The following is a 13,257-nucleotide window of genomic DNA, read 5'->3' as shown; positions in this document are numbered from 1 at the left end:
TGAAAACACGTACTATGAATCGTTCATGAAGCTCGATTTTATCCTCATTTTTTGATCATAAGCTTCGACTACTCCTCAAGTTAAATCTCCCCTTAATACTTGCTATTCCTTTCATTCAGATTATGTTCAATTTAGAAGATTGCATTTTATCAATTAAAATTTATTCTCTCGTCTTTTTCATGTTAAAATAGAATACATGATTGCCTTTTTAATAGTTTGACAGTAATTTCGAAGTCTTAAATATATTCATAGAAGTTTATTTATAGATGAAAGTAGGTGATATCGTGGGCAAAGTCATTGCAATTGCAAACCAAAAAGGTGGAGTAGGAAAAACGACTACATCCGTGAACCTTGGTGCCTGTTTAGCATACATAGGAAAAAAGGTTTTGCTAGTAGATATTGACCCTCAAGGGAATGCGACAAGCGGGGTAGGAATAGAGAAAGCAGATGTTGATCAATGTATTTATGATGTGTTAGTAGATGATGTAGAAGCTGCGAAGGTTATTCGCCCAACTACAGTTGAGAATTTATATGCTATTCCTGCAACGATTCAACTAGCTGGAGCAGAAATTGAATTAGTGCCGACGATTTCAAGGGAAGTGCGTTTAAAACGTGCCTTAGAGGAAATTAAAGAGAACTTCGATTACATTATTATTGATTGTCCGCCATCTCTTGGCTTATTAACATTAAATTCCTTTACAGCATCTGATGCTGTCATCATTCCAGTTCAATGTGAATACTACGCCCTCGAGGGGCTAAGCCAGCTTTTGAACACAGTCCGCCTCGTTCAGAAGCATTTAAATCATGATTTAAAAATTGAAGGCGTGTTACTGACGATGCTGGATGCGAGAACAAATTTGGGCATTCAAGTTATCGAAGAGGTGAAAAAATATTTCCAGGATAAAGTGTATCAAACAATCATTCCTAGAAATATCCGCCTTAGTGAAGCGCCGAGTCATGGTGAACCTATTATTACTTATGATCCTAAATCACGTGGTGCAGAGGTGTATTTAGATTTAGCAAAGGAAGTGGTTTCGAATGGCTAAAGGTTTAGGGAAGGGGCTTAACGCTTTTTTTTCCAACATGGAGACCAAAGAGGAATCAGTTAGGGAAATCAATTTAAAAGAGCTGCGTCCTAATCCTTATCAACCTCGTAAAATATTTGAGAAGGAAGCAATTGAAGAGTTAACCCAGTCGATTCTAGAGCATGGTATTTTGCAACCAATCATCGCACGGAAAAGCTTAAAGGGCTATGAAATTGTTGTAGGGGAAAGACGGTATCGCGCAGCAAAAGCGGCGAAATTAGAAACGGTTCCGGTAGTCGTTAGAGAATTGAATGAACAGCAGATGATGGAATTAGCTGTATTAGAAAATCTGCAGCGTGAGGATTTAACCCCAATTGAAGAAGGTGCTGCCTACCAGCTTCTAATGGAAAAATTGAAGATTACCCAAGAAGAACTAGCAAAGCGTCTTGGAAAAAGCCGGCCGCATATTGCAAACCATATTCGCTTACTCTCCTTGCCTCCAAAAATCCAGACACTGATCTCCGAAGGGAAAATCACCATGGGCCACGGCCGAGCCTTATTGGGGCTAAGAAGTAAAGAGAAGCTTATGGTGTTAGTTGAGAAAATCATTAAAGATAACTTAAATGTTCGGCAGTTAGAACAGTTAATTCAACAGCTCAATAATGTTTCACGTGAAACAAAACAGCCTGCACCTAAAAAGGATATTTTTATTAAAGAGCAAGAGTCCTTCCTACGTGAGAGATTCGGAACAACGGTTAATATAAAACAAACAAATAATAAAGGGAAAATTGAGATAGAGTTCTTTTCCAAGGAAGATTTAGATCGGATTTTAGAACTGCTTGAAACAAGTAAATAATCTATTTTAAGCCATCATAGGATGGTTTATTTTTTTGGCTTTTGGAGATTTCTACTTATCTATTAACGAAATTTTGAAAAAAATGATTGTCATCTATCTCTCGTTCATGGTAGTGTATCTTTAACTTCATTCGTATGTCGAAATTTAACTAGTAAGGTGAAAAAATGTTTCTACTTGGTACGCTTGTAAATGGATTATTGATTATTATTGGTACCCTTTTAGGGAAAATGCTTAATAGAATCCCTGAAAATATGAAAGGGACTGTCATGCATGCCATTGGATTGGCTGTCATGGTTTTGGGCCTTCAAATGGCCTTAAAGGGTGAGAATTTCCTAGTCGTTATTATCAGCCTTGTATTTGGGGCTGTTCTGGGTGAGTATTTTGCTTTGGAGAATAAGCTTAATGCACTTGGTGATTGGTTGGAAAGGAAAATTGGCTCTAATGGTCAGGGGAGTATTTCTCAAGGATTTGTCACGGCTACACTTATTTTTGTGATTGGTGCCATGGCCATTATTGGCGCATTGGACAGCGGGATTAGAGGCGATCATGATGTGCTTTACACAAAGTCGATAATTGATGGTTTTACTGCGTTGATTTTAACGACTACTCTTGGAATTGGCGTCCTGTTTTCGGCTATCCCTGTTGTAATTTACCAAGGACTAATCGCCCTATTTGCTACACAGATCGATCAATTTGTTCCGCCGATTCTTATGGATAGCTTTATTAAAGAAATGACAGCTACTGGAGGAATCATGATTTTTGCTATTGGTTTAAATCTTACCGGCATTATCAAAATTCGCGTAGCTAATTTACTTCCTGGAATTGCTGTAGTAGGGTTAATTGTGACGATTATTTATTTTTATCAATTATATTTCTAAAAAAAAAGGAGGGGAGCCTTATTATCCTCTCCTTATGTTATTTTCTCTTGTTCTGAATCAAATCTTGATATAGTTCGTTCTGGTTTGTAAAGTAAGTTTGCGTTGTAAATTCCGTTCGCAATGGTTTTGGCCATGTTCATCACAAGATGAAGTCTTGTATTCTGCAGGACAAAGAACTCCATAAAGCCGCTAACATTGACGATTCCTGTAATATGCATATGCCCTACCTCTGGAAGTTCTTTATTCACACCAGCACCAGGCTTCACAGGGCCCTCTCCAATCTGAATCACACCTACACTTTTTAAACGCCCTAAGCATGCATCAATGCCAATGATAAAAGGATTAAAGTGCTTTTTTTGAATTTCCGCCAGTTTGTCAGCCATATTTACAGCATGAATGGGATTTTCTAAAGTTCCGTACACGAAAAAGGAGGGCATTCTTTTTTCTTCAAGAAGTGTTCCAATGAGTGGACCTAATGAGTCTCCTGTTGATCGGTCAGTCCCGATACAGACAAATACAATAGGCCGGTTTCTAAAATTAGTTGGCAATAATTGGTTGATTTGCAAAGCTAACTGATGGGCGGCAGTCGGTTCATCATGCACAATTCTTTCCGAATTTGCTTTTTTTTCAAAAAGCTGAGGTCTAAAATCCATTGGATCCACTCCTTTTTGTTGGGAACAGGGAAATTTTCTTTATATGTATACAGTTTTCACCTGCTATTCCACATCCGCATTTTAGGTAGTAACAGTATACGGAAAATATTAGTAATCTATACATGGTGTTTAGTATGTGGGGAAATCGTGCTGTGAAGGGGTACAAAACTAAGAGAGAAATTGTTAAAATGAACTTGCTTTATCTCTTATGATTACTGGGTTATTCTAATCTATGATTGCTTGCCCTCAATAGATGCACTAAGCTTAAATAAAGTAAGTTTTTTGATACAAAAAAGCGAACCTCTATTTAAAGAAGGTGAAAGATTGGACCATATAAGGACATTTTTTAATAAAAAAATTGAAGTTTTATCAAATGAAGAAACTTGGATGGCAATCGGGAATGGGGCTCTTAAAATTTTATTTATTATTATTTTGACGGGTCTTTTTATTAAAATAGGAAAGGCTGTCATTTTAAAAATATTTAAACTTAGGACGCACAGTTCGCTTATTCGAATTTCAGAGCGGCGTGAGGCTACATTAGTAAAGCTATTAGTCAATATTCTTACATATGTGGCGTTTTTCTTTGCCTTAATGATGATTTTGGAAACGATGGCCATCGATGTGAAGGCTTTATTAGCTGGTGCGGGAATTGTTGGATTGGCTATTGGATTTGGAGCACAAAATCTTGTTCGAGACATCATCACGGGATTCTTTATTATTTTTGAGGATCAATTTTCGGTAGGGGATTATATTCAGGTGGACCAGTTTATGGGGACCGTAGAGGAAATTGGACTAAGGACAACGAAAATTAAAAGTTGGACCGGGGAAATACATATATTGCCTAACGGAAGTATTAACCAGGTAACGAACTTTTCAATCAATAATAGTGTGGCTTTTGTGGATGTAAATATTGCTTATGAAAGTAATATCAATAAAGCAGAGAAGGTTCTGCAGGAGCTGCTGGAGAATCTGCCGGAAAAGTATGAGGATATGGTGAAGCCGCCTGAAATTCTTGGTGTGCAAACTTTAGATGTTTCCAATCTCACAATCAGAGTTACGTCTGAAACATTGCCTATGAGGCATTTCTATATCGCACGGCAATTAAGGAAGGAAATTAAGCAATGCTTAGAGGAGAATGGAATTGATGTGCCGTTCCCTCGCCTTGTCATGTATTCGCGAAATGAAGAAGAATTAAAGAAAACAAAAGACGGAATGGGGGGCTAATCGTGGAACAAAAGGAATTCAATTTAAATGATATTGTCGAAATGAAAAAGCAGCATCCATGTGGAACTAATCGCTGGAAAATTATTCGTATGGGAGCCGATATCCGGATAAAATGTGAAGGCTGTTCACACAGTGTATTAATCCCAAGAAGGGAATTTGCGAGAAAGATGAAGAAAATCCTTGTGAAGCATGAGGAATAAGTTCCGGCGGTTTGGTCGAGCACCTTGCGCTTTTCTTAGTTAATCTCTATAATTGTGAAGGAATTCATATACCGATTGTAAGTGATTTTCATAGATATTTTTTTATTTGAGGAGTGACTTGGATGGCTTTAACAGCAGGTATTGTAGGGTTGCCGAATGTCGGAAAGTCGACATTATTTAATGCGATTACCCAAGCGGGGGCAGAATCGGCGAACTACCCATTTTGTACGATTGATCCGAATGTAGGAATTGTAGAGGTTCCTGATTATCGCTTAAATAAATTAACAGAGCTTGTTCAGCCGAAGAAAACCGTTCCAACAACATTTGAATTTACGGATATTGCGGGAATTGTAAAAGGAGCGAGCAAAGGAGAAGGGCTAGGAAATAAATTTCTATCCCATATCCGTGAGGTAGAGGCCATTTGCCAGGTAGTCCGCTGCTTTGCGGATGATAATATTACTCACGTTGCCGGCAAGGTTGACCCGCTTTCTGACATTGAAACGATTAATCTGGAGTTAATTTTGGCGGACCTTGAATCTGTTGAAAAGCGGATTGCCAGAGTTGGAAAAATGGCGAAACAAAAAGATAAAGAATCTATGTTTGAAATGGAGATTCTTGAGAAATTAAAAGAGGCTTTCGAAGCGGACAAGCCTGCTCGAACAGTAGAATTTACAGAAGAGCAAATGAAGGTTGCTAAGGGACTGCATCTTTTAACCATTAAACCGGTTCTATATGTAGCCAATGTTGGGGAAGACGATGTGTCAGACCCGAATTCTAATGAATATGTCCAACAGGTAAAAGAATTTGCAAAAAATGATAATGCGGAAGTCATTGTCATTTGTGCAAAAATAGAATCAGAAATTGCTGAGCTAGAAGGAGAAGAAAAGGAAATGTTTCTTCAGGAGCTTGGAATTGAGGAATCCGGACTGGATCAATTAATTCGCTCCGCTTATCACCTTCTTGGACTAGCTACTTATTTCACAGCCGGTGTTCAGGAAGTGCGTGCTTGGACATTCAAAAAAGGCATGAAAGCTCCACAATGTGCCGGGGTTATCCATTCTGATTTCGAAAGAGGCTTTATCCGTGCAGAAACGGTTTCCTATGATGATCTGTTAGCTGGAGGAAATATGGTTGCGGCACGTGAAGCTGGGAAGGTTCGCTTAGAAGGAAAAGAATATATTGTTCAAGACGGAGATGTTATCCACTTCCGTTTTAATGTATAAAAGGAAACACTGCAGAGTACGAATCTGCAGTGTTTTTTTAACGCCATTTTTAGCCTCATGAAGGGGAAGAATTACGAATATACCGAATTTATAGAAAATTTTACCTTTTTTTGCTATACTTTCAAAAGAAGATAGAACATAAGGGGAGTCTTTTACATGAATATAGCAAGGGTGATTTTGAAGAATGTACTGCTTTATGCTGTTATCATTGCGGGATTATTTCTCGTTGTCCTATTTCCAAGAAATCCAGTACTCTCTGTTAGTGGAAAGGCTTTAACGGTACAGATGGAATATCAATTCTCTTGGCAGGAGTACAAGAAAGATATTACGACATACATACAGCATATATGGGATAAAAAAAGCTTAGGGGGAACGAAGCATGAACGTTTGACGGTCGAGGATGAGCTTAGGCGTTTTGTGCCCAATAGTTTAAAGCTGCTTCTTCCTGCTTTTTTTCTTAGCCTATTAATAGGGATTGGGAAGGGAATCTTTGATTATCGCAATAGATCAAATAAGAAGAGAATCATTGGCCATGGGTTCACATGGCTTTTGCAATCGATACCTGATTTCTTCCTTGTCATAAGTATTCAATGGCTCGTTATATTTACCTTTCCAACGTTGCGCCTTTTTAGTCAGACGAATTGGTATGGGTTTATTGTGCCAGCCATTCTAATTTCCATTTACCCAATGATGTATATGGCTAGAATCACTTCAGATGCTTTAGCTAATGAAGAAGGCCAGTATTATATCCAAGTGGCACAGTCAAAGGGATTTCCGATGTCAAAGGTCATTAATAAACATATGTTTCGCAATGCTTTGAAAACGGTTATTAATCATATGATCTCACTCATGATTCACTTATTGTCTAGTTTAATCATTGTTGAATATTTAATTGGATATGAAGGGATGGCCTATCGATTAATTACAGCCCTTGGTTTCGGCTTAGGCTTTCACATGGGAGCTTTTCGAAACTTCGAGCCGGGTATGATTATTGGAATCAGTTTATGTTTTCTCCTATTTGTCATAATTGCACAAGTCCTTGGATTTATCATTAAGAGAAGTTTACGGATTCCTTAAAGGGGAGATATATTTGCGTAACTATTATTTAATTATAGGACTAATCATGGCTAGTATATTGGCCTTTTTCACCATTTTTGGCCCTTCTCTTTCGTTTGTGGATTCGGATTTAAAGGGGGAAAGGGTGATCTTCCCAGGGCCAGGGAAAATTTCTGTAGCTCCTTTTCCCCCCTCTGACATGTTCCCTCTTGGATCTGATCGGGAGGGGCGAGATTTATTAAGTCTATTAATCATGGGGGCAAAAGATACGTTTATTCTCATATTTAGCATTGTGATCCTTAGGTATATATTTGCTATTCCGTTAGGGCTTCTTGGAATGAGGAATAGAGGGGTTATTTCATGGCTTAATAAATGGTGGAATCAGCTATTTTCCAGCTTTCCAGTCCTTTTTACAGCCGCTTTAGTTCTGACTTTGCCATTTCTTCTTTTTCATGAGCATAGATACTATTGGACAATTGTCATTATTGCCTTAATTGAAGTAGGAAGAGTTAGCTTTATTATTCAGCAGGAGGCTTATGGTCTATCTCAAAAACCATTTATTGAGGCAGGGATAACGATCGGAGTTGATCCAATAAAAATGTTAGTTTCACACTATTTTCCTAACCTTTTTCCAAGTATTATTGTTAACTTTTTTATCGATGCAGGAAGGGTGGCCATCCTAATTGGGCAACTTGCCATTATCAATGTATTTCTTACACAGGACATTGTGCAAGTTACATATGGGTATAGTGAGCTAATCAATACAAGTATAGATTGGGCAACTCTTATTCGGGAGGCACGGAAGGATGTTATACGGGCGTTTTGGATTCCGTTCTTTCCGATGCTGGCTATTGTGATTTCCACGCTCACATTTAATATTTTGGGAGAAGGAATTAGGCAGCATTTTAATCGGCATATCCAGTAGGATATGAATGGAAGAGCCTCAGTATTAAAACAATCCGAGATACATAGTGAAGAAGAAGCAGGGGGATAAAAAACCAAACGATAAAGATGAAGCCCATAAATCAAATATTCATTTGTAGAGGTCTAGTCCATTGCAAAAGCTGATATTTTGTGCTATACTTTCATCTTGTGAGTAATGAATAATTGCTCCTTGCCCTTTAGAAAGGGCCGTTTAGACCAAAAGGAGGTGTAAAAGTGATGAGAAAGTACGAAATTATGTACATCATCCGCCCAAACATTGAAGATGAAGCTAAAAAAGCTCTAGTTGAGCGTTTTAACGGAATCTTAACTGAAAATGGTGCGGAGTTAACTGAAGCAAAGGATTGGGGTAAGCGCCGTTTAGCTTACGAAATCAATGATTTCCGTGATGGCTTCTACCAATTAATCCATGTTAACGCTGAAGCTCCAGCTATTGACGAGTTCTCTCGTTTAGCGAAAATCAGCGAAGACATTATCCGTCATATCGTTGTTAAAAATGAGAAATAATAGATAAATTGTAACCTCCAAAATGTTCCATGTGAAACATTTGGAAGAAAGGAGTTGATTCTGATGATGAACCGTGTTGTTCTTGTTGGACGTTTGACAAAGGATCCTGATTTACGATATACCCCAAATGGTGTAGCGGTTGCTTCATTCACTCTTGCTGTAAACCGTACGTTTACGAATCAACAAGGTGAAAGAGAAGCTGACTTCATCAACTGTGTTATTTGGAGAAAAGCTGCTGAAAACGTGGCGAACTTCTTGAAAAAGGGCAGTCTTGCCGGAGTAGATGGAAGAATTCAAACTCGCAGCTTTGATGGTCAGGATGGAAAGCGTGTATATATTACAGAGGTATTGGCTGAAAGTGTTCAATTCCTTGAGCCTCGGAATAGCTCCAGAGGCGAAAATGCTAATTATGGCGCACCTAGAGAACAGGATTTCCCATTTGGAAATAACAACAATCAGAATCAACAACCACAAAACAACAGAAATAATCAAGGCTATACGCGGGTAGATAACGATCCATTTGCAAATGACGGTGGACAAATCGACATATCAGATGACGATCTGCCATTCTAACTTGATTATTGAACGACTAAATAAAACAAAAGGAGGGAAATGACCATGGCTATGGGAGGACGTAGAGGAGGACGTGCAAAACGTCGTAAAGTTTGCTTCTTTACAGCAAACGGAATCACTCACATCGATTACAAAGATGTAGATCTTCTTAAAAAGTTCATTTCTGAGCGCGGTAAAATTTTACCACGTCGTGTAACTGGTACAAACGCTAAATACCAACGTAAATTAACTGTTGCGATTAAGCGTGCACGCCAAATGGCATTACTGCCATACGTTGCAGGTGAATAATAGATAATAAAGCACAACAAGGGGCAACCTGTTGTGCTTTTTTTATTACAATGATAGGCGAACATTTCTAATGTTTGAGAACTGTCTAGCTCCACAAGGGGTGCTCCAACATCATAATCATCGCACGAGTAGAAGCGTTTGCTATTAGGAGGAGCGCCTACCACCGATGACAGGACATCCCGCCCTTCCTAGTTGAATATGACTAAAATACTAGCTAAAATAGAATTTATGGTGTCCCGTTAAAAAGAGGTGTAAAAATGAAAAATGTACATAAGCTGACTGAAGGGGCTGTTTTATTAGCAGCCTATGCCGTTCTCATATTAATAACGATGTATATTCCGATACTTGGTGTCGTCAGCAATCTATTTTTGGCAGTGCCCTTTATTATGTTTGGGGCGAAAAACACACGCATGTTTGCGTTTGTTTTCTTTATTGCTGCTGTTCTAATCTCCCTGATTGTAGGAACGCTGCTTGCGGTTCCTCTTACGCTCACCTATGGCTTGACAGGCATCGTAATCGGGCAATTGATTAAGGAGAGGAAAAGCAGGACCGTTTCCTATTTAGCTGCTTCATTAGTATTTCTCGCAACGGTATTAATCCAATATGCAGTTGCAGTCGTTTTCTTCAAAATTAACTTTATAAAGGAATCTATTAGTGTGCTAAGGGAATCTATTGATGAGTCGCGAAGCATGCTAGAAACGATCGGGCAAGGATCAAGTGAGAAAATAATCGAGCAGTTTGAAGCATCGTTAAATTTGCTTGATACTCTAACACCAAGTTTATTTGTATTAATTGCCCTATTTGGGGTTTTATTAATAGAACTAGTCTCATTTCCAATCGTTAAACGTTTTGGAGTAGAGATAGAACGCTGGAAGGCCTTTAGAGAGATTGTCCTGCCAAAAAGTATTCTTTGGTATTATTTATTAACGATGTTGGCCTCATTTGCCCTAAATCCTGAAGAAGGCACCTATTGGTATATGGCGTTAATGAATATTGGATTTCTGCTTCAAATGTTTATGGTCCTTCAAGGATTATCGCTTATTTCTTATTTTTGCCATAAAAAGGGCATTTCGAAGGCTGTCCCTATTTTTGCGGTGGTCTTTACATTCATCATTCCAATTTTCCTTTCTATTGTAAGGATATTAGGTATAATTGACTTAGGGTTTGATTTAAGAAAAAGATTAGAAAAGAGTAAATAAATGTATGTCCAAAAGGATGAATCTATCTCCTGAATAGGGCATGCTCTAAACACTGCTGTTTAGGAGCTGAAAACATGCCGTCATATTTAGAAAAGCGCTCCATTCGCTATCCAATCTATGGATTGATGGGCATAACAGTGGTGCTTCTTATTATATTAGCGTATTATAACTGGATTTTTGGCCTGATCGGACTTCTTCTTGTTGTTCTTCCCTTCTATTACCTATTTAAAATCATTTATTTACAGAGGAAGGAAACAGAAGAATACATATCTACTTTATCCTACCGGGTAAAAAAGGTTGGCGAAGAGGCCTTAATGGAGATGCCAATTGGGATTATGCTCATTAATGATGATTATTACGTTGAATGGACCAATCCTTTTCTGGCTTCATGCTTTGATGAAGATACGTTAGTAGGAAGATCGCTTTATGATGTTGCAGATTTCCTAGTCCCATTAATCAAACAGGAAGTGGAAACAGAAGTGATTACGCTTCATGACCGTAAGCTTCGTGTTATTCTGAAATTGGAAGAGCGACTGCTTTACTTTTTTGATGTAACAGAACAAACAGAAATTGAAAAATTGTATCAAGAAGAAAGAACCGTTATATCTATTATCTTTTTAGATAATTATGATGAACTGACCCAAGGGATGGAAGATCAGGCGAGAAGCAGCCTTAACAATATTGTGACCTCCATTTTGAACAAATGGGCAACAGATAATGGGGTTTTCTTAAAAAGGGTATCCTCTGATCGATTTATGGCTGTCTTTAATGAACAAATACTTCAGTACCTTGAAAAAGGGAAATTTTCGATTCTAGATGATATTAGAGAAATAACGGCAAAGAGAAACCTGCCTCTAACATTAAGTATCGGAGTTGGAACGGGTGTCTCATCCTTGCCTGAATTGGGTGTTCTTGCTCAATCAAGTCTCGACTTAGCTCTTGGGCGCGGCGGAGATCAAGTGGCCATTAAGCAGACAAACGGAAAAGTTAAGTTCTACGGCGGGAAAACGAATCCTGTTGAAAAGCGAACAAGGGTCCGTGCGCGTGTCATTGCCCATGCTCTGAAGGAGTTGATCACTGAGAGTGATAAGGTGATTATTATGGGGCATAAGAATCCGGATATGGATGCCATCGGAGCGGCCATTGGCATTCGAAAAATTGCCCAGATGAATCAGCGTGAAGGGTATATCGTCATTAATCCTCAAGATATTGACACCGGAATTCAAAGACTTATGACAGAAATCAAAAAAACTGAATCATTGTATTCCAAATTTATTACCCCGGCACAAGCATTAGAAATGGCAACAGACGATACGCTGTTAGTGATTGTCGATACTCATAAGCCTTCGATGGTTATTGAAGAAAAGCTCATTCAGAAAATAGACCATGTTGTCGTCATCGATCACCATCGCCGGGCAGAAGAGTTCATTCATAATCCGCTCCTTGTTTATATGGAGCCTTATGCTTCATCGACTGCTGAGCTAGTGACCGAGCTCCTCGAGTACCAGCCGAAGTATGGAAAGATCGATATGCTTGAGGCAACTGCCTTACTAGCTGGTATTACTGTTGATACGAAGAGCTTCAGTCTAAGGACTGGTTCAAGAACCTTTGATGCGGCCTCCTATTTACGTTCTCAGGGAGCTGACACCGTTCTCGTGCAGAAGTTCCTTAAAGAAGATGTTAAGACTTATATTAAACGGGCAAAATTAATCGAAAATGTGTATTTTTATCGTGAAGGCGTTGCGATTGCAAAGGGGCAGCCTGATGAGGAAATTCATCAAGTGTTAATTGCACAGACAGCGGACACATTGCTGACGATGGACGGCGTACTTGCTTCCTTTGTTATTTCGAAGCGATCTGAAAATACAGTCGGAGTAAGCGCAAGATCTCTAGGGGATATCAATGTTCAAGTCATCATGGAAAGCCTAGATGGCGGAGGGCATTTAACGAATGCGGCAACTCAGCTGACAGATCATTCTCTAGATGAAGTAGAAGAGCGTTTACTTGCCGCCATTGATGAATATATGGAAGGGAGAAAAAAGGAATGAAAGTCATATTTTTAAAGGATGTTAAAGGAAAAGGAAAAAAAGGGGAAGTCAAGAATGTTGCGGACGGATACGCACAAAATTTCTTGATTAAACAGGGCCTAGCTGTTGAGGCAGTCCAAGCAAATATTAGCACATTAAATGCTCAAAAGAAGAAAGAAGAAAAGTTAGCGGCAGAAGAACTGGCTGATGCCAAAAAGTTGAAGGAAACAATGGATAAAATTACATTGGAATTCTCGACAAAAGCGGGCGAAGGCGGTCGACTATTTGGCTCGATTACAAGTAAGCAAATTGCAGAAGAATTGCAGAAGGCTCACAATATCAAAATTGACAAGCGCAAAATTGAGCTGCCAGATGCCATTCGTTCATTAGGCTATACGAAGGTTCCTGTTAAACTTCATACAGAAGTGACATCCACTTTGAATGTCCATGTAAAAGAAGCAAACTAAATTTGGAAGTTCCATTAGCTCATAAACATGATAAAATAGAAGAGTTGAAAAAAATGTGATCGGTTCTGCTGGTCACATTTTTTCTAAGCTTTTAGCCATTTTTAATTATTTTTTTTACTGTAATCGTTATTTAATTTTC

At 38.7% G+C, this 13,257-nt stretch carries 15 protein-coding genes; 14 read left to right on the top strand and 1 reads right to left on the bottom strand.

The genetic code is table 11. The features are described 5' to 3' along the window. Positions 1-284: 284 nt before the first annotated feature. The 3 genes from V7164_RS09685 (at position 285) to V7164_RS09675 (ending at position 2,759) form a co-directional block, all read left to right on the top strand. The gene (locus tag V7164_RS09685) at positions 285-1,046 is read left to right on the top strand and encodes a ParA family protein (protein WP_335345081.1); all 762 of its coding nucleotides are present in this window, start codon (positions 285-287) and stop codon (positions 1,044-1,046) included. Beyond that, a complete protein-coding gene (locus V7164_RS09680; protein ID WP_335345077.1) occupies positions 1,039-1,881 on the top strand; it encodes a ParB/RepB/Spo0J family partition protein in 843 nt (280 codons plus the stop codon). Before V7164_RS09685 ends, V7164_RS09680 begins: the two co-directional genes overlap by 8 nt. A 164-nt stretch (positions 1,882-2,045) precedes the next feature. After that, on the top strand, positions 2,046-2,759 hold the full coding sequence (locus tag V7164_RS09675; protein WP_335345076.1) for a DUF554 domain-containing protein: 714 nt from the start codon (positions 2,046-2,048) through the stop codon (positions 2,757-2,759). A 32-nt stretch (positions 2,760-2,791) separates the two neighbouring features. Here the strand turns inward: V7164_RS09675 and yyaC are convergent, their stop codons facing one another. After that, positions 2,792-3,412: a spore protease YyaC gene (gene yyaC, locus V7164_RS09670; protein ID WP_335345075.1), complete on the bottom strand. Its 621-nt coding sequence runs from the start codon at positions 3,410-3,412 to the stop codon at positions 2,792-2,794. 324 nt (positions 3,413-3,736) lie between these two features. On the opposite strand from yyaC, the gene V7164_RS09665 reads away from it, so the two are divergent. The 11 genes from V7164_RS09665 to rplI all read left to right on the top strand — a co-directional run bounded on the left by V7164_RS09665 (position 3,737) and on the right by rplI (position 13,118). Beyond that, positions 3,737-4,636, top strand: coding sequence for a mechanosensitive ion channel family protein (locus V7164_RS09665; RefSeq protein WP_438824097.1), 900 nt, complete (start codon positions 3,737-3,739; stop codon positions 4,634-4,636). A gap of 2 nt (positions 4,637-4,638) precedes the next feature. Beyond that, positions 4,639-4,836: a DUF951 domain-containing protein gene (locus tag V7164_RS09660; RefSeq protein ID WP_335345074.1), complete on the top strand. Its 198-nt coding sequence runs from the start codon at positions 4,639-4,641 to the stop codon at positions 4,834-4,836. 122 nt (positions 4,837-4,958) lie between these two features. Next, entirely contained in the window at positions 4,959-6,059 is a 1,101-nt protein-coding gene (gene ychF / locus V7164_RS09655) for a redox-regulated ATPase YchF (RefSeq protein WP_335345073.1), read from the top strand. A gap of 156 nt (positions 6,060-6,215) precedes the next feature. Then, positions 6,216-7,136, top strand: a complete 921-nt coding sequence (locus V7164_RS09650) for an ABC transporter permease subunit (RefSeq protein WP_335345072.1) — start codon at positions 6,216-6,218, stop codon at positions 7,134-7,136. Between the two features lie 13 nt (positions 7,137-7,149). Further along, a complete protein-coding gene (locus V7164_RS09645) occupies positions 7,150-8,040 on the top strand; it encodes an ABC transporter permease (protein ID WP_335345071.1) in 891 nt (296 codons plus the stop codon). A 236-nt stretch (positions 8,041-8,276) separates the two neighbouring features. Next, positions 8,277-8,564, top strand: a complete 288-nt coding sequence (gene rpsF / locus V7164_RS09640; RefSeq protein ID WP_335345079.1) for a 30S ribosomal protein S6 — start codon at positions 8,277-8,279, stop codon at positions 8,562-8,564. 63 nt (positions 8,565-8,627) lie between these two features. After that, a complete protein-coding gene (gene ssb, locus V7164_RS09635) occupies positions 8,628-9,137 on the top strand; it encodes a single-stranded DNA-binding protein (protein WP_335345070.1) in 510 nt (169 codons plus the stop codon). Between the two features lie 51 nt (positions 9,138-9,188). Further along, positions 9,189-9,425 carry a 30S ribosomal protein S18 gene (rpsR, locus tag V7164_RS09630; protein ID WP_221847803.1) on the top strand — a complete coding sequence of 79 codons (237 nt, stop codon included), beginning with the start codon at positions 9,189-9,191 and terminating at the stop codon, positions 9,423-9,425. A 257-nt stretch (positions 9,426-9,682) separates the two neighbouring features. Beyond that, the gene (locus V7164_RS09625; RefSeq protein WP_335345069.1) at positions 9,683-10,624 is read left to right on the top strand and encodes a YybS family protein; all 942 of its coding nucleotides are present in this window, start codon (positions 9,683-9,685) and stop codon (positions 10,622-10,624) included. Between the two features lie 74 nt (positions 10,625-10,698). Then, positions 10,699-12,672, top strand: a complete 1,974-nt coding sequence (locus V7164_RS09620; protein WP_335345068.1) for a DHH family phosphoesterase — start codon at positions 10,699-10,701, stop codon at positions 12,670-12,672. Next, a complete protein-coding gene (rplI, locus tag V7164_RS09615) occupies positions 12,669-13,118 on the top strand; it encodes a 50S ribosomal protein L9 (protein WP_335345067.1) in 450 nt (149 codons plus the stop codon). Before V7164_RS09620 ends, rplI begins: the two co-directional genes overlap by 4 nt. Positions 13,119-13,257: the final 139 nt, after the last annotated feature.

This window comes from Bacillus sp. JJ1474, from assembly GCF_036965225.1.
GTDB lineage: Bacteria > Bacillota > Bacilli > Bacillales > Cytobacillaceae > Cytobacillus.
Note: the sequence above shows the minus strand (reverse complement) of the source record. Positions and strands in the feature narration are given on the sequence as shown.

What these genes read in the sequence shown, in the direction of transcription:
- V7164_RS09680 (WP_335345077.1), top strand. Translation starts at nt 1,039, where the DNA reads ATGGCTAAAGGTTTAGGGAAGGGGCTTAACGCTTTTTTTTCCAACATG.
- V7164_RS09675 (WP_335345076.1), top strand. Translation starts at nt 2,046, where the DNA reads ATGTTTCTACTTGGTACGCTTGTAAATGGATTATTGATTATTATTGGT.
- yyaC (WP_335345075.1), bottom strand. Translation starts at nt 3,412, where the DNA reads ATGGATTTTAGACCTCAGCTTTTTGAAAAAAAAGCAAATTCGGAAAGA.
- ychF (WP_335345073.1), top strand. Translation starts at nt 4,959, where the DNA reads ATGGCTTTAACAGCAGGTATTGTAGGGTTGCCGAATGTCGGAAAGTCG.
- V7164_RS09650 (WP_335345072.1), top strand. Translation starts at nt 6,216, where the DNA reads ATGAATATAGCAAGGGTGATTTTGAAGAATGTACTGCTTTATGCTGTT.
- rpsF (WP_335345079.1), top strand. Translation starts at nt 8,277, where the DNA reads ATGAGAAAGTACGAAATTATGTACATCATCCGCCCAAACATTGAAGAT.
- ssb (WP_335345070.1), top strand. Translation starts at nt 8,628, where the DNA reads ATGATGAACCGTGTTGTTCTTGTTGGACGTTTGACAAAGGATCCTGAT.
- rpsR (WP_221847803.1), top strand. Translation starts at nt 9,189, where the DNA reads ATGGGAGGACGTAGAGGAGGACGTGCAAAACGTCGTAAAGTTTGCTTC.
- V7164_RS09625 (WP_335345069.1), top strand. Translation starts at nt 9,683, where the DNA reads ATGAAAAATGTACATAAGCTGACTGAAGGGGCTGTTTTATTAGCAGCC.
- V7164_RS09620 (WP_335345068.1), top strand. Translation starts at nt 10,699, where the DNA reads ATGCCGTCATATTTAGAAAAGCGCTCCATTCGCTATCCAATCTATGGA.
- rplI (WP_335345067.1), top strand. Translation starts at nt 12,669, where the DNA reads ATGAAAGTCATATTTTTAAAGGATGTTAAAGGAAAAGGAAAAAAAGGG.